The sequence below is a fragment of the Rhodopila sp. genome (assembly GCF_965277165.1).
In the GTDB taxonomy this organism is placed as follows: Bacteria; Pseudomonadota; Alphaproteobacteria; order Acetobacterales; family Acetobacteraceae; genus Rhodopila.
Window position 1 is genome coordinate 361,585 of the sequence record NZ_CBDICE010000006.1, and the last position, 21,696, is coordinate 383,280.

The window sequence follows — 21,696 nt, forward strand, 5'->3', positions numbered from 1 at the left end:
CCGAGTCGAACAGCCTCCGTTTCGGTTGCTTTGCCCCTGGAAGCCACGCGCATGCCCCGATCGGCCGCATCCTCACGCGACAACAGCATCGAGAGCTACCGCCGCAAGCGCGATTTTACGTCGACAGGCGAACCGCGGCCGGGTCGTGCGAAGGCCGGGACGCGGGCGCCGGTCTTCGTGGTGCAGAAGCACCAGGCGCACCGTGCCGGGCTGCATTGGGATTTTCGTCTGGAGCACAATGGTGTGCTGTGGAGCTGGGCGGTGCGCAAGGGGCCGTCGCTGGACCCGGCCGACAAGCGAATCGCGGTGCACGTAGAGGACCATCCGCTGGACTACGCCGACTTCCAGGGCTCGATTCCGGATGGGCAGTACGGCGCCGGCAGCGTGGAAACCTGGGACCGCGGCACCTGGGAGCCGTTGATCGACGCCGATGCCGGGCTGCGCGACGGCGAGATCAAGTTTGTGCTGTCCGGGCAGCGGCTGCGCGGCAAGTTCACCCTGGTCCGGCTGAAGCCGAAAGCCGGCCAGCGCGGCCACCAGGACAATTGGCTGCTGATCAAGGGCCACGATGGCGATGAACAGACGGGCGCCGACGCCCTGGTGCTGGAAGTCGCCATCCCGGCGCCGGGAAAGCCCGGCCGCGCCGCCAGAAAGTCGACCATCCCGGGAGCGGTGCGCGGTAAGCTGCCCGAGAACCAGGCACCGATGCTGGCCTCGGTCACTGAGGCACCCCCCGACGGCGACGGTTGGCTGACCGAGATCAAGCTGGATGGCTATCGGATCCTGGCGTCGCTGGACCGCGGCAAGGTGCGGCTGCTGACGCGCAACGGCAACGACTGGACCGACCGGCTGCCGGCGGTGGCCAGGGCGGTGGGCCGGCTGCACGTCGAGCAGGCGATGCTGGACGGCGAACTGGTGGCGCTGGACCGTGACGGGGTTCCCAACTTTCCGGCGTTGCAGGCGGCACTGTCCGGCGGGCGCGATCAGACCCTGGTGTACTATCTGTTCGATCTGCTGCATCTGGACGGCTGGGACCTGCGGCCGAGCGGCCTGCATGATCGCAAGCAGCGGCTGCGGGGGATCGACACCTGGCGCGGCATGCTGCGCTACAACGACCACCATCAGGGCGACACCGAGCGCATGCGCCAGGCCGCCTGCAAGATGAAGCTGGAAGGCGTCATCTGCAAGAAAGCCGACGCCCCGTATCGGTCCGGGCGCAGCCACGACTGGCTGAAGCTGAAGTGCCAGGGCCGTGAGGAACTTCTGGTGCTGGGCTGGACCGAACCGGCCGGCAGCCGCACCGGGCTGGGATCGCTGCAGCTGGGCTACCATGACCGTGACGGCGCGCTGCACTATGCCGGCGGCGTCGGCACCGGCTTCTCGGACGAGACCCTGGCGCTGTTGCGGGACCGGCTGGACGGGCTGGGAACGGGTGCGCCCGCGGCGCTGATGCTGGCCGGCGAGGACCTGGAGCGCACCATCCATTGGGTGAAGCCGGAGCTGGTGGCGGAGATCAGTTTCAGCACCTGGTCCGGGTCTGGGCGGGTGCGGCACGCGGTGTTCCTGGGCTTGCGCGAGGACAAGCCGGCCGACCAGGTGGTGCGCGATCCGGCCGATCCCGAGGCGGAACGCCGAACCGTCGCGGCTAAGGATTACGCGGGGTCGGCGAAGCGGGCACCGACCATCGCCGTGCCGCCGAAACGCCAGGTCCGGGCGGCGGCAGCGCGCGGCGGCAGCGCCATCGTGACCGCCAAGGCGCCAAGCGCGCGCACCGAGACGATCGAGGGGGTGACGCTGACCCACCCGGGCCGGGAATTGTGGCCGGGCATCAGCAAGCGCGATCTGGCCGGCTATTGGCAGGCGGTGGCCGATCACGCTCTGCCCGGGTTGGCGCGGCGCCCGCTGGCGATCGTGCGCTGCCCGGAAGGCATCGACGGCGAGCATTTCTTCCAGAAGCACGGTCACGGAACGATGCCGCCCGGGGTGCGCGACGGGGCGGCCGACAAGGCGCCCTACCTGGCGATCGACGGGCTGGCCGGGCTGATGGCGATGGCGCAGATGTCGGCGATCGAGCTGCACGTCTGGGGTGCTGCCGAGGCCGATGCGCTGCACCCCGACCAGTTGGTGTTCGACCTCGATCCCGGCGAAGGGGTCGGCGTGGCCGCGATCGTCGCCGCCGCGCTGGATATGCGCGACAGGCTGGAGGAGATCGGGCTCGCCTCGTTCTGCCGCACCAGCGGCGGCAAGGGCCTGCACGTGGTGGTGCCGCTGGTGCCCGAGCAGCCATGGGACCCGGTGCGGGCGTTTTGCCGGTCGTTTGCCGAGACGGTCAGCGCGGCCGATCCGGGAAAATATCTGGCGCATGTCAAGCTGGCCGACCGGCGGGGCCGGGTGCTGATCGATTGGCTGCGCAACGGATTGGGCTCCACCGCGGTGGCCTCGTTCTGCCCGCGGGCGCGGCCAGGCGCCGGTGTGGCGACGCCGCTGGCGTGGCGCGAGGTGACGGCGAAGCTCGATCCGGGGGCGTTCACGCTGAACACGGTGCCGGGGCGGTTGGCGAAGCTGACGGCCGATCCCTGGGCGGATTTCGAGCGCGAGCGGCGGCGCTTGCCGGGGCCGGCCCAGGGTGAGGCCAAGCCGAAGCGCGCGGTTCGGCCGACGGGGGCGGCGAAGATCGTTACCGCGAAGACGCCGAAGCAACGCTGACGGCGCCGATTGCCAAAGCAGATCGCCGGTGCTGCCCGTTTTCATCCACGTTGGTCATGGCGGCCACAAAAACCTGGCGACGACCGAAGGGCGAAGACCAGTTGCCTGAGGTCGTTGGGGATAACTTTCACCTGCGGCGTCGAGGTCGCCGACACGCCAGCACGAAGCGCCGACCGATCACAGCGTCAGCCAATTTCCGGGGTAGCTTGTGAACGTTTATTCACCAGTGCAGGGTGGCCTATCAACGAACATCAGCCGCGAGGGGAGTCTCCGTTATGTCAACTTCATCCGGAACGGCGACAGGGGAGGGCCTTCGTCGCGACGCCGGCATCATCGGTCTGCTGTTTGCGAGCACAACCAGCATGATCGGCTCCGGCTGGTTGTTTGGTGCGCTTCATGCTTCCAAGATCGCCGGACCGCTCAGCGTGTGGAGTTGGGTCCTCGGCGCCGTCATTATCATGCTTATTGCTCTCTGCTTTGCAGAGCTCGCCTCGCTGTTTCCCCGCTCAGGTGCGCTCGTTCATATGAGCCACGCGAGCCACGGCGAAGGCCTGGGGCGGGTCTGGGGCTGGATGCTGTTTCTCTCCTATGTCGCGGTGCCCGCAGTCGAAGCGGAAAGCATTGTGACATATGCCAACAACCTTTACCCCCATCTCGTCGGCAGCGGCGGCGTCTTGACGGCGACCGGCTTCGTTGCCTGCGCGGTCCTGGTCGGCCTCCTGGCACTGCTGAATCTTCTGGCCATTCGTTGGCTTCTGACCGTCAACAATACGATTACCTGGTGGAAGATCGCGGTGCCGCTGTTGACCGCAATCGTTCTCATCGTCGCGGGTGCTCATCAGGTCGGGCCGCTCTGGACCGGAGGCGCAAGCGTCTGGACCGCCGCACCAAACAGCTACGATCCCAACGGCCTCTTCCTCGCCCTTCCTGCCGCGGGGATTGTGTTCAGCTTTCTCGGCTTTCGAACCGCGATCGACCTCGGTGGGGAAAGCGCCAATCCCGGCCGCAACATTCCACTGGCGGTGATCGGCGCCGTGTTGCTTTCGGCGGTCGTCTACATCCTTCTGCAAATCGGCTTCCTGAAGTCCATCAAGCCGCAGGATATCGCCAACGGTTGGGGGAAGCTCAACTTCCCTGGCGTCAAAGGTCCCTTCGCCGGCCTCGCCATGGTGCTCGGCTTCGGCTGGCTGGCGACCCTGCTCTACATCGATGCAGCCATCTCGCCGGCCGGCACCGGCCTCATCTATGTGACGGGTGGCTCACGAATCCTATTCGCCAACGGCGAAATGAAAGCCGGCCCGCGGGTGCTGACCAAGCTCAACAGCGGACAGGTACCCTGGGTTTCAGTGGCGGTCATGTGGGTCGTGGGGGTGAGTTTCCTTCTGCCGTTCCCGGCGTGGCAGAAGATGGTCGACTACATCAGCGACATCACCGCGCTCACCTACGGTCTCGGACCGATCGTGCTGCTGATCCTGCGCCGTGATCATCCCGATCTGCAGCGCCCGTTCCGCCTGTTGGCGGCGAGCGTCCTCGCCCCGATTGCGTTCATCTGCTGCGACCTGATCATCCTGTGGAGCGGGTTTGCCACTGTGTCTTGGATGTTTGCGATCGTTCTGATCATCTTCGTACTCTATCTGGCCTACTTCTACCTGACCGCGCGTGAGCCAGGCGCCAACTTCGGTTGGGACCACATGTGGTGGCTGGGTGCGTGGTTCGGCGGCATGTGGATCATTTCGGCGCTGGGCGGTCACGATCTCGGCGGCTACGGCGTTCTCGGCTTCTGGCCAGCCGTCGCCGTGACCGCCGTCTGGAGCCTCGTGGTGATCGAACTGGCCAAGCGCTCGTCGCTTCCTTCCGAGGAGACAGGCAGAATCCTGGCCCAAATCGAACGTACGATGTGATCCGGTCAAGGCGCGGCCCAACCTCAAAGCCGTGCGGTGGCCTCAATAACAGCCTGCCCATCGCTGATCGACTGCGCTCGTTAGAGATGGGCCTGAATCAGCAGGCCGCGCCATTGTCATCCGGAGCCGACGTATGACCGAGACGTCCAACGACACTCGACCCGAGGTCGGTCCTGGCACCCCGGCAACGGAACCCCGGTTCGCCAACATCGGGACTCGCACGCAAGGCCGGCGCGCGTCAGCGACCTGAAAGCGTCGGAGAGCCGCCCTGCTGATGCTCGGCCCCATCGTCGGCCACACGACGGACACCACGACGTGTATCTGGATCGCCGCGGATGGCGGTCCTTATCGTCTCGAGCTGGAAGGCGGCCCCACGGTGCCGTTCCGGCCGACCGAGGACGGCGTCCCCGAATTCGGCACCGCGATCGCCGACGCAACTGGCCTCGTCCCGGACACGCTCTATCGCTACGCAATACGCGGACCGGATTGCGCTGTGGCCGCACAGGGCTCGATGCGCACCTTCCCGCCGCCGGGGGACCGGACGGAGCTGCTGTTCGCCTCCGCGTCTTGCGACAGCCTGCATGTCGCTGGCGACCGCTCGAACCCGGGCGCCTGGGACCTGCTGGCCCAGCGGGTGCACCGGGGCGACCTGCGCTTCCTCGTGCTGCTCGGCGATCAGGTCTACATGGACGAGGTTGAAGACCTCTGGAACCTGCCGCTCGACCTCGACCGGCACGAGCGACGGCGCCGCATGGCCGACATCTACCACCGTTTCTGGTCACGCACTCCGGTCGCCGAGATCCTTGCCAATGTACCCACCTACATGATGTGGGACGACCACGAGATCCGCAACGGATGGGGTTCGGACCCCGGCGACAGCCCGACCCTGGCCCGCCGCTACCCACGCGGCCGGCCGATCAGCGCCCGTTACGAAGCGTTCTTCGAGGATGCGCGGCAGGCCTATTGGCATTTCCAGCACATCCGCAATCCCGCAACCCCCGGCATCGATGGCGCCGCCTTCCTCAAGCCGGGCACGCGCCGAGCAGTGCCGTTCGCGTTCACGTGCGGGGCCGCGACGCTGCTGGTGCTGGACAACCGCGGCGCGCGTGATGCTTGGGGCCGCCGCCTGCCGGTATTGGGGGCGGAGCAATGGACAGTGCTGCGCAACCTCCTTAGCGGTCTCGACTCAAGGACCGACTCGCTCGTCGTTGTCGTGCCGCTGCCGGTGGTCTCGATGCCGAACCGGGGCATCGTCCAGGTCATGTTCGGCCGAAGGCGGGACGATATCCGCCTGTTCCGGAAAGGCCGGGCCGCCACGCTGAAAGTGTTTCCCGAACGGGGCGAACCCAGCTCGGGCGGGAGTAAACTGCTGGTTTACCTGCACGCGCTGGTCGACGTCGCCGGTGCGGTCCTGTTCGGGTTGGGCAGCACCGGATCGTTCCACCTCAAGGACCTCACCGATGTCCGCGACAACTGGGCCAACCACCTGGTGCGCCGGGAGCGTGATGCGCTGCTGCGTGCCGTGCTGCGCGTCCGCCGCGGCGGGCACGCGGTCAGCTTCATTGGCGGCGATCTGCATGTCGGCGCGCGGATGGACATCGTCGAGCGCGGCGGCGGTCGCGTGCCGACCTTGATCACCTCCGGTATCGGCCAGGCACCCGCGGCCGGCCCGGTGGTGCACACCGTCCTCGGCCGGCGTTTCCGGATCGCGCGCCGGCTGCGCGTCCAGCTGGTCGAGTATTGCGTTGACCATAACTTTGGCCTGACGCGCATTCGTCGCAACCAGGGCGCGGCTGAGATCACTCACGAACTGGTCCATAAGAATCCCAGGCGATGATTGCCAGTCTGATGACATGGTTCGGCGGCGCCATCGTGACCGCCATCTCCGCCGGCGGCTATGCCGGGGTCGTCGCGCTCATGGCGCTGGAATCCGCCTGCATACCGCTGCCGTCGGAAATCATCATGCCGTTTGCCGGCTACCTCGTGTCAACCGGCCGGTTCAGCCTGTTCCTGGCCGCCACCGCCGGCGCGGTGGGCTGCAACATCGGTTCGGCGATCGCCTTTGAGGTTGGCGCCCGCGGGGGGCGGCCCCTGGTTGAGCGCTGGGGCACGCGGCTGCTGCTCAATCCCAGCGAGATCGAGTGGGCGGACCGCTGGTTCGAGCGCTACGGCAGCATCACCGTCCTGATCGGACGGCTGCTGCCGATCGTGCGCACCTTCATCGCGCTACCGGCCGGAATCGCGCGGATGAACCGCGTGCGCTTCCATGTTTATACGTTCGTGGGCTCGTGGTTCTGGTGCCTCGCGCTGGCATATATCGGGATGAAACTCGGCGAACGCTGGGACAGCGATCCCCGTCTGAAGGCATGGATGCACCGCTTCGACCTCGTGATCGTCGCCGCGATCGTGGTGGCGATCGGGGCTTTTCTCTGGCATCGGCTTCGGCACCGGCGCCATTGACTGCCGCCAGTATCGTCGACCTTCGCGCGCATGGGTTTGACTTGTGGCGCCTAGGACGGGGAATCCGCGTTCGGCGAAAGCGCACCCCGTTGTTCCCTCATCCCCCGGTCGGTCAGGCGGGTAGCCCATTCGTCGATTTGCAATCGATGGCCTTAACCGTCGGTGAGGCGAAGCTCGATACGGCGGTCCTTGGCGTAGGCGCCGGGCGTGTCGCCGGGTCCGAACGGCTGGTATTCGCCGAACGCGGTGGCCGCCAGGTGATCGGCCGGCACGCCGTCGGCGATCAGCAGTTTCACCACCGTGATGGCGCGGGCGGCCGAAAGCTGCCAGTTGGAGGTGAACTGGCCGCCCTTCACCGGTTGCGGATCGGTATGGCCGTCCACCCGCAGAATCCAGTGCAGGCTGGGCGGGATCTGGGTGGCGATGTCCTTGATGGTCACCGCCAGGGCGGTCATCTGCGCGGTCCCGGCCGCGGTCAGGTCGGCGCTACCGACCGGGAACAGCACCTCGCTCTGGAAGACGAAGCGGTCGCCGACGATGGCGATGCCGGGTCGATTGGTGAGCAGTTTCCGCAGTTTGCCGAAGAACTCGCTGCGGTATTGCCGCAGTTCCTCGACCTTGGAGGCCAGCGCGACGTTCAGCCGCTGGCCGAGATTGGTGATCTCGGTGTCCTTGACGGTATTCTGCTTCTGCGACAGATCCAGGCTGGCAGCGATCGAGGACAACTGGGTCTTCAACTGATCGATCTGCTGGTTGAGCAATGCGATCTGTGCCCGCGCGCTGTCGCCGAACTTCTTTTCGTCGCCCAACTGCGCCTCGACCGCCTGGCGCCGCTGTTGCTCGGTCATCGCGCGGGCGGCGGCGTCCTGGGCCTGTTTTTCCAGTTCGTCACGCAGCGCGGACAGGGCGCGGGTCTGATTGTCCAGCGTCGCCAGGTCGGAAAGCTTGGCCTGCAGGGTGTCCTTGTCGACCGCGACGGTGCGATCGAGATCGGCGATCTGCTTCTTCATCGCGGCCAACTGGTTTTGCGCGTCGGTCAGTTGCGACTGCGCGGTGCTGGCTTGCGCCGAACTGGCGGTGAGTTGCGATTGCAGCCGGGTGTTAGCGGCGGTGGCGGCCTGGGTGGCCAGGTTGGCATCGGCCAGTTGCGATGCCAGCCGGTCGCGTTCGGCCGAGCGGGCGGCCAGTTCCTGGCCCAGTTGCGACACCGAGACCTGCAGGTCCGACGACTTGCTGCGTTCCAGCGACAACGCGTCGGCCAGCGCCGAGAGTTGCTGATTGGCCTTGTCCAGTTGGTGGCTGCGGCCGGACAGGGTGACGGTCAGGAACGCCTGCGCCAGGACGAACACCAGCAGCACGAAGATGATGACCATCAGCAGCGTGGACAGCGCATCGACGTAGCCGGGCCAGGCGTCCAGTCCGTTGCCGCCATGTCTGCGGATGCGCGCGGCCATGCTAGACCCTGATGGTTTCAGGTTGCATCGGCCACCGGCGTCTGATCATGGTCTATCCCTTTGTTTGAGAGGGCGATTCTCGTCCGGGGTCAAGTCAACGTCGGACGATCGCACTCTATTGTTTGAGAGGGCGATTCACGTCTGAGGTCAGGTCGACCTCGGACGATCGCACTCTAGCGCTGTGGTTCGGCCAGGGCGGCGACGGTGCGGGTCAGCAGCCGCAGATCGTTGCGCAGGTCCGCGGTGGAGCGGGCGCGGCCCAGTTCGCCTTCCGCCAGCATGCGTTGCAAATAGAGCTCGATGTTGCGCAGATGGCCGCGGCTGGCCTCGTCGCCGCCCTGCATCGTGGCCAGGCGCTGCATCGCCGGGCCCAGCGTGGTCTGGCTTTCGGCGATCCGCATCATCAATTGCTGGTTGGCCCGCATGGTATCGGCCAGGGCGCCCAGGCGTTCGTTCAAGGTGACCACCGCCTGGTTGACCTGGGTGCGGTTTTCCTCGTCCCGGGTCAGCACACGCTGCAGGCTTTCCATGTTCTCGGCGGTCTGTTCCAGCAGCGCCTGGACATAGACCGGAACCGAGCCCTCACCTTCCGAGAGCGCGCCGGATGACAGCCGGGTGAGGCCGGCGAGCCATTCCTCGAGTTCGTTGAAGAAGCGGTTCTGCGCCTGGCCGGCGGTCAGATCGAGGAAACCCAGCACCAGGGCGCCGGAGAGGCCATACATGCTGGCGGAGAACGCGGTGCCCATGCCGGCAAGCGGGCGGGCCAGGCCGGTCTTCAACTGCTCGAACATCAGGTTCATGTCGCCGTTGCCCATGGTCATGCTGGCGATCACGTCCGACACCGAGGTGACGGTCTTCAGCAGGCCCCAGAAGGTGCCCAGCAGGCCGAGGAAGATTAGCAGGCCGGTCATGTAGCGTGACAGTTCGCGGCTTTCGTCGAGCCTTGAGGCCAGGCCGTCGAGCAGGCTTCGCATGGCACCGGTGGACAGGGTGAAATGGCGCGCCTCGGCGTTGCCGCTGCGGCCTTCACGGATCGCCAGCATGGAGGCCATCGGCGCCAGCAGCTTGGGCGAGGGCAGGGCGGCCAACCGGCTGCGCGAGGTCTGGTAGGTTTCCAGCCAGAGCACCTCGGGACGCAGCCGCAGCACCAGGTTGAGGTTCCAGACGATCCCCAGCAACAGGATCAGCATGATCAGGCTGTTCAGCACCGGGTTGTTGTTGAATGTGGTGATCAGCACCGGCGCCAGCAGCGCGGCGACGATGGCGACCGCCACCAGGAACACCAGCATGCGGACCAGGTAGCCGGACGGGCGGGTCATCTGATGGCCGCCGTGGCGGCGCCGGTGACGCTGAGGTCGACGCGGTCGGGCGGCCCGTCGCCATACTGCTCACCCAGCGCGCGCACGAAGATGCGGGCGGAGGGCACGCCGTCGGCGACCAGGGCGCTGCGCACCGCCATGGCCCGCGACAGTGAAACCCGCCGCGCGGTGGATGGGTCGTCCGGTTTGCCCGGCGCGTAGGCGAGGACGTTGAAGGTGGTCGAGCCGCCGGTAGGTGCGGCGGCGGTCAGTTGCTTGATCGAGGAAGCGCTGGCCGGGCTGAGATCGGCGTCTCCGGGGGCGAAGGTCAGGCGCAGGCCGGTGGTGGTGGGGGTGGCGGCTGTGGCGGCCTTATCGGAGACCGGTGGTGGCGGTGGCGGGGCGGCTCCGGCGACCGGGGGCGGCGGGGCGATCGGAGTGATGCTGGCGGTTTGCGGCGCGTTTTCGGGCATCGCTGGCGGTGCCGCCTGGGCCGTCGTCGGGGCAGTGTCGAGCGGTATGCGGATCGGTGCCGGATCGCGGGTGGCGACGGTGGTCTGGTCGGTGGTCGCGGGTCCGGGCGTCGCTGCCGAGGGTGGGGTGGGCGAAGATGCGGGTGAACTGGGTCCGGTGCGCTGGGCTTGTTCCGAGGCCGGATGATCGGCGGCGGCACGGTTGGAGATCTGGGCGTTCGGGGCCTGGCTGCTGCGGGTTTGGCTGTTTGCGGCCCGGCGGTTTGGCGCCTGGCGGTTTGAGGCCTGTTGGTCCGACGCCTGTTGGTCCAAGGCCTGTTGGTCCAAGGCTGGGCGGTCCGGGGCTGGGCGGTCCGAGGCTTCACGGTCAGGGGTTGGGCGGTAGGGGGCCTGGCGGTCGGCGACCGGGTGGTCGGGCAGCGCCTGTAGCGCACGCAGGTCGACGGTGACCTGTGCGACTGCGGGTGTTGCGGCGGTTAGCAAAACCGCACTGAGGATCGACAGCGGGCGCATTGCGACCAGTGGTAGCGGAAGCCGCTATTCCGTTCAATGAACCATCCCGTGCGCGATCCGTCGCCGGCGGCCAAGCCTCGCTGTCGGTGGCGTAACTCCAACGGCGGGCACCGGGCGCCCTCGGGGGGGCATGCCAGCGCGCCATGGGGGCGCGGTCAGGGCGCGCGGTCGGGGCGCGCGTCCGCGCGCCTGGGGGAGCACGGTCGGGGCGCGCTTCCGCGCGCCTTGGGGGGCGCGGTCGGGGCGCGCTTCCGCGCGCCTGGGGGGCACGGTCGGCGCGCGCTTCCGCGCGCCCGGGGGGGCTTGGATTGACAAGCCCGGCGTGACCGACCGGTAATCACCGGAGCCAAGGCGCAGGGAATGTTGCATGAACCATATCAGCCCGAGCCCGATGGGCGGCGACGCTGGCGGCATCGATCCGGTGGCCGGCGCGCGCGATCTGGGGCCGGCGATCGCCGCCGCGGCGGACGAGATCGAGCGCAGCCAGAGCATTCCCGAACCGCTGCTGACGCGGATCCACGATGCCAGGCTGGCGCGCATCCTGCTGCCGCGTTCGGTGGGCGGCGACCAGGTCGATCCATGGACCTACCTGCGCGCGATCGAGGAGATCAGCCGCCACGACGGTTCGGTTGGCTGGAACCTGTTCGTCGCCAACAGCGCGGCGCTGATCGCCCCGTTCATTCCGCTGCCGACAGCGCGCGAGATCTTCGCCGACCCACGCGCCTGGGTGGCATGGGGGCCACCCAATCAGCACAAGGCGCGGGCGGTGGCGGGCGGTTACCGGGTCAGCGGGGAATGGCATTTCGCCAGCGGATGCCGCCAGGCCACCTGGATGGGGGCGCACTGCGCGGTGATCGAACCGGACGGGTCGGCGCGGCTGAACCGGTTCGGCCGGCCGACCATCCGCACGCTGCTGTTCCCCAGGCAACACGCCGAACCGATCCACGACTGGAACCCGATCGGCATGCGCGGCACCGCGTCGGAGGGGTATCGGCTGACCGATCTGTTCGTCCCGGAGGCCTACAGTGGCACCCGCGAGGACCCGGCCCTGCGCCGCGACGGCGGTCGGTTGTATGCGTTCACCATGCCGGGGCTGTATGCGGTCGGCGTTGCCGGCGTCGGCTTCGGCATCGCGCGCGCGATGCTGGATGGCTTTATCGCGCTGGCGGCGGAGAAGGCGCCGCGTGGCCTGCAGCGGCTGGCCGACAGTCCGGTGGTCCAGGCCGACGTGGCGCGGCGGGAGGCACAGCTTGGTGCGGCGCGCGCGTGGCTGGTGGAAATCCTTCGGGACGTGTGGGCCGGGGCCGACGAGGTTGCCCCGATCGACCTTGCGGCCAGGGTTCGCGTGCGGCTTGGCTGCGCGCACGCGATCAGCACCGCGGTCGAGGTCGCCGACTACGTGTTCAAGGCGGCCGGGACTTCGGCGATTTTTCCCGGCACGCCATTCGAGCGGCGGTTCCGCGATATCCATACGCTGTCGCAGCAGATCCAGTCGCGTGACGCGCATTTCGAGGCGGTCGGCCGAGCGATGTTCAACGGCGATCCGGACGGAGTGTTCTTGTAGCAGCCGGATGCGGGGCGGTCGACCGAACAACTTGATTTTTACGCGAAACGTCCGTGGCGTTTTCCGCCGCTGACGATCTCGCTTTAGGGGGAAGACAGACAATGACGCAACTGACCTTGGCCAAGGCGCAGACCATCATCACCGCCGCGCTGGCGCACTCGCGGCAGAAGTCGCTGGCGCCGATGGGGGTAGTGGTGCTGGACGCGCGCGGCGTGCTGAAGGCTTACGCGGCCGAAGACGGAACCGCGTTGCGGCGCGCCGACATCGCGATCGGCAAGGCGTATGGCGCGCTGTCGATGGGCGTGGGGTCGCGCACCTTGGGCAAGCGGGCGGAGGAGCGGCCACACTTCATCGCCGCGGTGACCCATGCGGTGGGAGGGTCGCTGATCCCAGTGCCCGGCGGCGTGCTGATCCGCGGCGAGGACAACGCGATCATCGGCGCGGTCGGGGTGACCGGGGACAGTTCCGACAACGATGAGGCGGCTGCGTTGGCGGGATTGTCGGCGGCGGGATTGACCGCCGATCCGAGTTGAGGCGCGCGACGCGGGGACGGTGTCACAGCACCAACGCCGCGCGCATGCCTTGCTCGATCGCCTGTGCAGGTCTTCACGGGACAAGGCTTCTGCCGCGCGCGTCGAGCGGGATCGGTGCATGGCGGATTTGGTCACACACCGCAACCGACGCCTTGCCGCTGCGCTGAGTGCGATCGCTTTTGGTGGCATCGCCAAAAGCGCGGTTCGCGCTCTCGAACAATGAGTTGCGGAGCATTATCGATTCAGTCTCAACCGACAACGCCCTGGCGATCAGTCCGCGCCGGCCCGGGCGACCTGAACGTCGCTGTCGGCGTTGATCTCCTCCAGCGAGCGCCGGGCTGTCTCCGGGATCACGAAAATCGTGCAAGCAGCGCCCACCAAAGATGTCGCCGCCAGGAGCCAGATCACCCCCTGCTCGCCCAATATGCCGAACAGCAGCGGAAACACGAAGGCGGAGATCGACGCCCCGGTGCGGCCGCCGACCACGGTGATCGCCTGGCCGATCGAGCGTATCCGGGTCGGGCTGACTTCAACGCCCAGAATGCCAGCGCCCGCCGTCGTTCCGGGACCCGCGACGATCATCACGTTATATAACCCGAACAGCAGCAGACCCAACGCTGGCACCGCGACCGCCGCATCATGCAACCAGGCGAATGCCGCCAGCGCGATTGCCGAACCCAGGAAGCCGAGCATCGTGAGCGGTTTGCGGCCGATGCGGTCGATCAGCAGCACGCCCAGCCACGCAGCCGGCAGGATGAACAGCCCCGACACCAGCAGCGCGAAGATCGCCGGCGTGATGCCGAGGCTGTGGGCGATGAGTGACGGCCCGAACAGGATGCCAGAGTAGATCACGATATCGAACAGCATCCAGATCAGCGCCGCGCCAAAGATCGCACGCGCATGCTCGGCAAACACCCGGCGGAACGGACGGCGGTCGCGCTGAGCCACCCGTTCGGCTGGCGCGCCGGAGATCTGTTCCACCACCCGCGCCGCACCCGCCGGATCGTCCGCGAGCCGGGCCAGGTAGCGCGCCGTCTCCGGCATCTTGCGCCGCAGATACAGTACCGAGATCGCCGGCACGGCACCGAACGCGAGCACAATCCTCCAGCGCAGGTCGGGCGACACTCCGAGCCCGATCAACAGCAGCGACAGCAAGGCAGCCACCATCGCCCCGCTCTGCCACATCACGCCGAAGCCAATGGCGATCTGCTTGCCACGATCTGGCCGGTTGGCGTGCTCGGCCATAATCGTGGGCGACAAGACATAATCGGCACCGACGCCAATACCGAGCACAAAACGGATCGCGATAAGCCACCACAGCGTGGGCGCGAAAATCTGCGCAAACGCCATCGCCGCCATCAGCATCACGTCGTAGCCATAGAACTTCTTGCGCCCGTTCTGCGCCAGCGGGCCGAAAATCAACGCACCCAGCGCCGCCCCGACCAGCGCCGAACCGGCGAGCGCGCCGCTCTCGATCCCCGTCAGGTGATTCACTCCGAAGGAGGCGAGTACTAACGGCAGCACGATGCCAATGGACGACAGGTCGTAGCCGTCAGTGAACACGCCCATGCCGGTGGTGAACAACGTGAGCCAGTGGAAGCGCTTGAACTTCTGCTCGTCGAGTGCAGCGAAAGGTAAAGCCTCGGCCATCCTGCGGTCTCCTCTGCGACCCCGCTTAGTCGCCGACCGTGGCATGGCTGTTGCGGTACGATGAAGCTTAGATGACTGCCGCGCTGCTCGCCCCGTCAGGCGCCAGATGCCTGTACGAGCGTGACAGCCGCGCGACAGGGGATGTAGGAGTGACAGGTTATTCTTCCGGAAGTCTGATGACCCCCTCGTCCGCACCGCTTCCGTTCGACCCCGATCGGCATCGCTCCGCGGCGCCGCACTACGAACGAGGGCGGGTGCCCTACAGCCTGGCGCTGATCCGCCGTGTCGCCGACGTCACCGGCCTTGGTTCCCACCACCGCGTGCTCGACCTTGGCTGTGGCCCAGGCTCGCTCGCTCGCAGCTTCGCCCCGCTCGCCCGCGAGGTGGTGGCGATGGACCCGTCGGCGGAGATGCTGACCACGGCCCGCGCGCTGGCCCGGCAGGCTGCAAGCATCCGGTTTCTGGCCGGCAGCTCTTATGACCTCGACCCTGGGCTTGGCCATTTCCACCTGGTCGTCATGGGGCGCTCGTTCCATTGGATGGACAGGGTGGATACGCTCAATCGGCTCGACCGGATGATCGAGCCCACCGGCGCGATAGCGCTATTCCGCGATTCCGCACCTGAGGTCCCGGTGAATGCCTGGCGGAAGGTCTGGCACGACATCCGCGACCATTACGGCCCCAATGCAGAGTCCCACAGACGCGACCCTGATTGGGTCCGCCACGAGGCGATCCTGCTCGATTCACCCTTTGCCCGCCTGGAAAGCTTCGGCGTCATCGAGCGCCGTGCGCTCAATGTCGAGACGCTGGTGCAGCGGACACTGTCCATGGCCTCCACCTCGCCCTCGCGCCTCGGCGAGAAGGCGGCAGCCATGGTCGCGGATGTGCGCGCCGCGCTCGCGGAGGTGCGTGAGGAAGTGGTGGAAACCTCCGCCCTGGTGGCGTGGCGACCAAATGTTCGGTGAGCTTCCTGCTAGGTGGTTGCGCCCGATGGGTTGTGACAGACGGCTTCTATGTTGTGCCCGTCGGGATCGAGGATAAATGCTCCGTAGTAGTCCGCGTGGTATTGGGGCCTCGTACCAGGCTTGCCGTTGTCTCGCCCGCCATTAGCGAGAGCAATGGCATGGAAGGCGTCCACCAGTCGCCGGTTTTCAGCGGCAAACGCAACGTGCATTCCAGTGATCGGCGGCTGTTTCACTCCGATCCAGAAGAACGCCTTTCGGCCGATACCATAACCAGCGAAATTCTTGCCCTCCCGGTAGAGTCTGGCGACGCCCAAAATGAGCAGGATCGGGTCATAGAACGTCTTCGACGCTTCGAGGTCACTGACGCCCAGCGTGACGTGATCGAGCATCCGTCACGCCTTGAACGCGGTGATCGCCTTCTCGTCGAAGGTCAGCCCCAGCCCAGGTTTTTCCGGAAGTATCAGCATGCCGTTGTCGATGGTCGGGGTCTCTTCGTACAGCGCCAGCATCCACGGCATGTACTCGACGGTCAGCCCGTTGGGGCAGGCGGCGACCATATGCAGCAGGATTTCCGGCATCACGTGGCTGACCACCGGCAGGTTGAACGCCTCGGCCATTCCGGCGACCTTCATCCATTGCGTCACGCCGCCGACACGGCAGATGTCGATCATGATGATATCGACTGAGCGGGCCTCGATCATGTGGCGGAACGGAACGATGCCCCACAGATATTCGCCGCCGGCGATCGGTGTGTTCAGCGCGGCGGTGACGCGGGCGAGGCCAGGGTAGTCGTCGGCGGCGGTGACGTCCTCGAGCCAGAACAGTCCGACATCCTGGACGCGACTGCCGATGTCGATCGCCTGTTCGGGGCGCCAGCGCTGGTTGATGTCGCACATCAGCTTGACGTCAGGCCCGATCGCCTCGCGCACCACGCGCACGCGGCGCACTTCCTCGGCCGGGGTGGGGTTTCCCGGCAGCGCCATCTGGGTCTTCATTTCGGTGAAGCCTTTTTGCACCAGAATGCGTGCCGCGCGCTGCGCCTGATCGTCGGTCAACCCGCGGCGCAGCGAGCCCGAGGCATAGGTCGCCACCCGGTTGCGATGGCCGCCGAGCAACTTCCACAGCGGCTGGTCGAGCGCCTTGCCCTTGATATCCCACAGCGCGACATCGATCGCCGACAGCGCCAGGGTAAAGATGCCGCCGGGGCCGCAGGAATCGCCGGTGCCGGCACGCAGCTTGGCAATGATCATTTCTATTCGCAGCGGGTCCTCGCCGACGGTCAGGGTGGCGAGTTCGTCGACTGCGGTGCGCAGGCTTCCGGTCATCCGCCCGCCGTAGAAGGTGACGCCGATGCCTTCGATACCGCTGTCGGTGCGCAGGCGCAGGATGACGACTGGGCGGGTACGGCCGGCCTGCTCGGGCATGTTGGCGAGAGGGTCGTCTTCCGGCACGCGCAGCGTGGTCGTTTCGTGGCTGGTGATTTTCATGGGTGTTCCTCCGACGGCAGATAGTTTGGCTATTTCTGTTGTAGCTCGAACTTGGACCCCCAATCGTGATTGGAAATATCGACGGCGTTCTTGATGCCATCGCCACCGTGTAAGCGGTTGATGTCCGCGCCGCAGTGCATGCAGCAGGCCAGGTGCACGCCGCAGTTTGCGGAAAACTGCCTGGGGGGCGGCGGTTCGCCGGACCCGGCGGCCGACATGGTTTCCGCGAAAGCCTCATAAGCCTGTTCGATGGCGGCGATGAAGGTCGCTTTCATATGTTCCAAAGCCTGATTCTGTTCATTCTTGAAGTTTCGATCAGGGTCAGGCATAGGCGGCTACCTTCTGGATCGAGCGAAGCGACGAAGATCTGGACCGCGTCGGCTCGATTGCGTCAGGCCACGCCGAGCGCTTCGCGTGCCTGGACGGCGCCGCGATACTTGACCAGTTTGGCATCGCCGCGCAGCACCTCCCACCTGGTCTTGTCGCCATCACGGCAAAACCGGATATCGAGGTGCTTTTTGCCCAGCCGCAGGTCGGTCAGGGTGACGTCGGGCAGCCAGGGTGGCAGGTCAGGATCGACATACAGCGTGTTGGCGGGTGCGTCCGGCTGGATGCCCAGCATCGCCTGCAGCAGCGCGAAGCAGGACCCCGCCGCCCACGCCTGCGGCACGTTGGCGCCCAGGTATTGCACCGGAAAATTGGCACCGTCGCGCTGTACCCCGGCGTAGAGTTCCGGCAACTGGTTCAGCAGGAAATAGCTGGCGGCCTCGCTGATATCGCGCGCGATGTGTCCGGCCTCGGCACTAAATCCGTAGCGTTTGAAACCAAGTGCGATCAGGCTGTTGTCGTGCGGCCAAACCGAGCCGTTCTGGTATGAATAGGGATTGAAGGCGGGGTGTTTGGAGGACAGCGTGCGGATGCCCCAGCCCGAATTCATGTCGGGTTGCATCAGCCGCCCGACCACGCGGGCGGCCCGATCCGGCGGCACGATGCCCGACCACAGCAGGTGTCCGGGGTTGGACGCGACGGTCATCACCCGCTGTTTTTCGCCATCCAGCATGTAGGCATAGAACCCGGCGTCCTCGTCCCAGAATGCCTGGTTGAACTTGGTGAACAGCGCCGCCGCCTTCTGGCGCAACGCGCGCGCGCGATCCAGTTGCTTGAGCGCATCGAAAACCTCGGCCATGCGCACCCAGGCGTCGTATACGTAGCCTTGCAGTTCGCACAGCGCCTTGGGGCCGCGCACCGGGGATCCGTCGGCATAGACCATTGAATCGCCGGCGTCCTTCCAGGCCATGTTCTCGTAGCCGACCGGGGAACGGGTCTGGTATTCCTGGAACAGGTCACCGTCGCGGTCGCCATACTCGTCGATCCAGTCGAGCGCGGCCTGGGCGTTGGGAAGAAAACGTTGCAACAACGAAATGTCGCCGGTGGCGCGCCAGGCGGCGTGCAGGGTGACCAGGTACAGCGGCGTCGCGTCGGCGGTGCCGTAATACGGTGTGTGCGGTATGAGCTTGAAATGCGCCAGCTCGCCATAGCGCAACTCGTGCATGATCTTGCCCGGCTCGGCGTCGCGGAAATCATCGCGCTGCCTGGCCTGCCAGCCGCCCAGCACCTCCAGCGAGCCGCGCGCGAACTCGGGGTAGACCAGAATGTTCTGTAACGAAACGATCAGGCTGTCGCGGCCGAACGGTGCCATGAACCAGGGCAAGCCGGCGGCGGGCAGGAACACCATGTGGTCGGTGCCCTCGATCGGCAGCCGCAGCGCCGCCATGTCGTCGATCGCCTGATGGTAGAAGCGGTAGAATTCTTCATTGCTGGTGCGCAATTTCAACACCGTTTCGCGCCAGTCGCGATGTGCCTTGGCCTGCGATGACAGTCCGGAGTCGGCGGCGCAATCCTTTGGCGCGTGATAGCGTTTGTCGCCGTCGGCGAATTCATACATCAGGCAGCAGTGCCAGCGGCCGCCCGGCGGCACCTTGACCTCGAAGCTTAGGCGGCCGTTGGCGAGCACGGCGCGAGAATCGCTCTTGCCGACCGAAACCGCGACCGAGCGGGAGAAATCGGCATTGCGGTAGGTGGTGCGCAAGGTCTGGCGGGTCTCGGTCCAGTCGGAGTTGATGTGACCACGGCGGATGTCGCGCTTGGCCTTGACGTCGAACACGTCAGCGAAATCGGAGCGGATGGCGATTTCAAGGTTAAAGCGGACCGGTTTCTGGCCGTAGTTGGTGATGTCGAGATCTTCGTGCAGGCCTTGGTCTAAAACGCGCGAGATTTCGAACGCCAGGGTTTGCGAGGGGATCGGGCCATCCTCGGTGAGGAATGGTTGGTTAGTCAGGAAGACGCGGGCGGCATCGAAGTTCACCGCGCCGCCGTTCAGCAGGTCCCACTTCGTGCCGTTGGCGTAAACCGACCACGCGCTGATCAGCCTGGTATCGAAGAAATACAGTCCCTTGTCTCCGGGCCAGTTGATCTGGCCATCGGATTCGGTCACCAGCACCGTCATGGCCTGGTGAATGGCGATCTGCGGCGGGCCGACCTGGACCTTGAACGGCATGGGCGAAATCTCCGCGGTGTGGAGCGCGCCGGGTTCCCGGTCGCTTGCCATCGGATGTAAAACGGCAGGGGATGGTCAAGCTGGGCACCCAGGACATATCGTGGCCTTGGACCATGTCAGACGGCACTGTTCAACATCGAAGTGATCGAAGCAAGCACGGAACGCGGTGTGGCCTGACCGGGTGAGGGGAATCCTGGCGGTCACGGTCCCATGACGTGCCGTTCGTCGGGTCACTTGGTCGCTGTCAGGGCGCGTGGCGGTTTACGCGCCGATCCTGACGGTTGTAGTGGCGTTGATCGTTGCTTCGCACGCCGGAAGCGGGCGGATGTTGTCGTGGCGTGGCATGTGTATTGCAGATCGCTAAGCGCGGCCGGCTAAATCCCGTGCGGAGTGTTGGCGAAACGATGACGGTCACCGCCACTGTATTTTCCCCCGCCTTGCGCGTCGTTCGAGCGTCGGCACGGCCATTGGGGCTGGGTGATGGGCGGTTGGCGGGGCTGCTTCTGCTGCTGCCGGCATCGGGGTTTCTGCTGGCGTTCTCCATCGCCCCGGCGCTGACGCTGTTCGGCTACAGCGTGCTGACGCAGCGGCCCGACGGGGTGGTGACGCTGCCGCTGACGCTGGCGCATTTTCAGCACTTCCTGGGCACTGGCCTGTACATCCACGTGCTGGTTGCGACGCTCAGGATGGCGGCGGTGACCGCGGCCCTGGCGGCGCTGCTGGGCTACCCGGTGGCGCTCGTCATGGTGCGCAGCAATGCGCTGGTGATGCGGATCATGACCATCGTGGTGATCGCCCCTTTGATCGTCAGCGTCGTGGTGCGCACCTACGGCTGGCAACTGCTGCTGGGCAATGGACCCACCGGCGTGGTGAACTGGGTGCTGCTGTCGCTCGGCGTGATCCACCAGCCGATCCGGATCCTGTATACCGAAACCGCGGTGGTGATCGGCTCGCTGCACGTATTCCTGCCGATGATGGTGCTGCCGCTGGCCGCGGCCTTGGCGAAGATCGATCCGCAGCTTGAGGATGCGGCGCGGACCCTGGGGGCGGCGTCGTGGCGGGTGTTCTGGCGGGTTACCCTGCCGCTGAGTCTGCCGGGGCTGGCGGTGGGGTTTACCTTGGTGTTTTCGCTGACCGCAAGTTCCTACGTCACGCCTGCCATACTGGGTGGCACCTCTGCCCAAATGCTGGGCAACCTGATCGAGCAGCAAATTACCGCTGTGTATGACTGGCCGTTCGGCGCCACCGTGGCGGTGGTTCTGGTGGTGACGGTGCTGGCGATCAATCTGGCCTCAAGCTGGTTCCTCGAACGGCGGCGCAACCTGGCATGAACGGGCGCGGAGTCGCGGCCTCGGCGACGCTTTATGCCGCCACCGTCGCGACCCTGATTTTCCTCGCCGCGCCGCTGCTGGTGACGATGTCATTGTCGGTGTCCGACACGCTGTTCGTCAGCTTTCCGCCGAAGGGCTTCACCTTGGGCTGGTACGGCAAGGTGCTGCGAGACCCGGAGTTCCTGTCTTCGCTGTCGTTCAGCCTGTGGCTCGCCGGCTTCGCCACGGCGGGCGCGGTGTTGCTGGGACTGCCGGCGGCGTTCGCCCTGGTGCGGTTCCCGGTGCCGGGGGCTGCGGTGGTGCGATCGCTGCTGCTGTCGCCGCTGATCTTCCCGGTGCTGGTGACCGGGCTTGCGCTGCTGCAGCTGTTCTCCTCGCTGGGTTGGGGTTCGGTGCCGGTGAACCTGCTGATTGCGCATATCCTGGTGACCTCGCCCTATGTCGTGCGCACCGTGACCGCCAGCCTGATGCTGGCCGATGTCACGCTGGAGGAAGCCGCGCGGACCCTTGGTGCGTCGCGCTGGCGCACGTTCCGCCGGGTGACGCTGCCACAGATCGCGCCGGGTGTCGCGGCGGGCAGTCTGTTCGCGTTCATGGTGTCGTTCGACAACTACCCGGTGTCGATGTGGCTGGCGGATGCGCAGAACGAGCCGATGCCGATGCTGATCTACCGCAAGGCGAGCAGCGTGTTCGACCCGTCGGTGGCGACCATTTCGACCTTGATGATCGGATTGGCGATCGTCGTGGTGCTGGTTCTGGATCGGTTGGTCGGTCTGCGGCGTGCAATGGGGATGTAGGGAGATG

The 21,696-nt window shown here is 66.3% G+C and carries 17 protein-coding genes; 9 read left to right on the forward strand and 8 right to left on the reverse strand.

Annotated elements, in window-relative coordinates; translation table 11 throughout:
• Positions 1 to 51 precede the first annotated feature (51 nt).
• From ligD to ACQY4Y_RS13345, 4 genes are all read left to right on the forward strand, one after another.
• On the forward strand, positions 52 to 2,706 hold the full coding sequence (gene ligD, locus ACQY4Y_RS13330; RefSeq protein ID WP_428491098.1) for a DNA ligase D: 2,655 nt from the start codon (positions 52 to 54) through the stop codon (positions 2,704 to 2,706).
• Between the two features lie 275 nt (positions 2,707 to 2,981).
• Entirely contained in the window at positions 2,982 to 4,607 is a 1,626-nt protein-coding gene (locus ACQY4Y_RS13335; protein ID WP_428491099.1) for an APC family permease, read from the forward strand.
• A 274-nt stretch (positions 4,608 to 4,881) separates the two neighbouring features.
• A complete protein-coding gene (locus ACQY4Y_RS13340) occupies positions 4,882 to 6,444 on the forward strand; it encodes an alkaline phosphatase D family protein (protein WP_428491100.1) in 1,563 nt (520 codons plus the stop codon).
• Positions 6,445 to 6,524: 80 nt separating this feature from the next.
• A complete protein-coding gene (locus ACQY4Y_RS13345) occupies positions 6,525 to 7,067 on the forward strand; it encodes a DedA family protein (protein WP_428493636.1) in 543 nt (180 codons plus the stop codon).
• 152 nt (positions 7,068 to 7,219) lie between these two features.
• On the opposite strand, the gene ACQY4Y_RS13350 is transcribed toward ACQY4Y_RS13345, so the two are convergent.
• From ACQY4Y_RS13350 to ACQY4Y_RS13360, 3 genes are all read right to left on the reverse strand, one after another.
• Positions 7,220 to 8,521, reverse strand: coding sequence for a peptidoglycan -binding protein (locus ACQY4Y_RS13350; RefSeq protein ID WP_428491101.1), 1,302 nt, complete (start codon positions 8,519 to 8,521; stop codon positions 7,220 to 7,222).
• 173 nt (positions 8,522 to 8,694) lie between these two features.
• Positions 8,695 to 9,840 carry a flagellar motor protein MotA gene (locus tag ACQY4Y_RS13355; protein ID WP_428491102.1) on the reverse strand — a complete coding sequence of 382 codons (1,146 nt, stop codon included), beginning with the start codon at positions 9,838 to 9,840 and terminating at the stop codon, positions 8,695 to 8,697.
• Positions 9,837 to 10,805: an OmpA family protein gene (locus ACQY4Y_RS13360; protein WP_428491103.1), complete on the reverse strand. Its 969-nt coding sequence runs from the start codon at positions 10,803 to 10,805 to the stop codon at positions 9,837 to 9,839. The genes ACQY4Y_RS13355 and ACQY4Y_RS13360 overlap by 4 nt, the downstream gene beginning before the upstream one ends.
• 367 nt (positions 10,806 to 11,172) lie before the next feature.
• Between ACQY4Y_RS13360 and ACQY4Y_RS13365 the strand changes: the two genes are divergently transcribed.
• Together ACQY4Y_RS13365 and ACQY4Y_RS13370 are read left to right on the forward strand one after the other, a co-directional pair.
• Positions 11,173 to 12,369, forward strand: a complete 1,197-nt coding sequence (locus ACQY4Y_RS13365; RefSeq protein WP_428491104.1) for an acyl-CoA dehydrogenase family protein — start codon at positions 11,173 to 11,175, stop codon at positions 12,367 to 12,369.
• Between the two features lie 101 nt (positions 12,370 to 12,470).
• Positions 12,471 to 12,902: a GlcG/HbpS family heme-binding protein gene (locus tag ACQY4Y_RS13370; RefSeq protein ID WP_428491105.1), complete on the forward strand. Its 432-nt coding sequence runs from the start codon at positions 12,471 to 12,473 to the stop codon at positions 12,900 to 12,902.
• Positions 12,903 to 13,172: 270 nt separating this feature from the next.
• Here ACQY4Y_RS13370 and ACQY4Y_RS13375 read toward each other — a convergent pair whose 3' ends face one another.
• The gene (locus ACQY4Y_RS13375) at positions 13,173 to 14,552 is read right to left on the reverse strand and encodes an MFS transporter (RefSeq protein WP_428491106.1); all 1,380 of its coding nucleotides are present in this window, start codon (positions 14,550 to 14,552) and stop codon (positions 13,173 to 13,175) included.
• A 176-nt stretch (positions 14,553 to 14,728) separates the two neighbouring features.
• On the opposite strand from ACQY4Y_RS13375, the gene ACQY4Y_RS13380 reads away from it, so the two are divergent.
• Positions 14,729 to 15,517, forward strand: a complete 789-nt coding sequence (locus ACQY4Y_RS13380; protein WP_428491107.1) for a class I SAM-dependent methyltransferase — start codon at positions 14,729 to 14,731, stop codon at positions 15,515 to 15,517.
• A gap of 8 nt (positions 15,518 to 15,525) precedes the next feature.
• Here the strand turns inward: ACQY4Y_RS13380 and ACQY4Y_RS13385 are convergent, their stop codons facing one another.
• The 4 genes from ACQY4Y_RS13385 to ACQY4Y_RS13400 all read right to left on the reverse strand — a co-directional run bounded on the left by ACQY4Y_RS13385 (position 15,526) and on the right by ACQY4Y_RS13400 (position 19,561).
• Entirely contained in the window at positions 15,526 to 15,906 is a 381-nt protein-coding gene (locus ACQY4Y_RS13385; protein ID WP_428491108.1) for a VOC family protein, read from the reverse strand.
• A gap of 3 nt (positions 15,907 to 15,909) precedes the next feature.
• Positions 15,910 to 17,004: a mandelate racemase/muconate lactonizing enzyme family protein gene (locus tag ACQY4Y_RS13390; RefSeq protein ID WP_428491109.1), complete on the reverse strand. Its 1,095-nt coding sequence runs from the start codon at positions 17,002 to 17,004 to the stop codon at positions 15,910 to 15,912.
• A gap of 29 nt (positions 17,005 to 17,033) precedes the next feature.
• A complete protein-coding gene (locus tag ACQY4Y_RS13395; protein WP_428491110.1) occupies positions 17,034 to 17,333 on the reverse strand; it encodes a hypothetical protein in 300 nt (99 codons plus the stop codon).
• A 62-nt stretch (positions 17,334 to 17,395) separates the two neighbouring features.
• Positions 17,396 to 19,561, reverse strand: coding sequence for an amylo-alpha-1,6-glucosidase (locus ACQY4Y_RS13400; protein WP_428491111.1), 2,166 nt, complete (start codon positions 19,559 to 19,561; stop codon positions 17,396 to 17,398).
• Between the two features lie 404 nt (positions 19,562 to 19,965).
• Here ACQY4Y_RS13400 and ACQY4Y_RS13405 point away from each other — a divergent pair, with 404 nt between their 5' ends.
• Both ACQY4Y_RS13405 and ACQY4Y_RS13410 read left to right on the forward strand, forming a co-directional pair.
• A complete protein-coding gene (locus ACQY4Y_RS13405) occupies positions 19,966 to 20,892 on the forward strand; it encodes an ABC transporter permease (protein WP_428491112.1) in 927 nt (308 codons plus the stop codon).
• Positions 20,889 to 21,689, forward strand: coding sequence for an ABC transporter permease (locus tag ACQY4Y_RS13410; RefSeq protein ID WP_428491113.1), 801 nt, complete (start codon positions 20,889 to 20,891; stop codon positions 21,687 to 21,689). Before ACQY4Y_RS13405 ends, ACQY4Y_RS13410 begins: the two co-directional genes overlap by 4 nt.
• Positions 21,690 to 21,696: the final 7 nt, after the last annotated feature.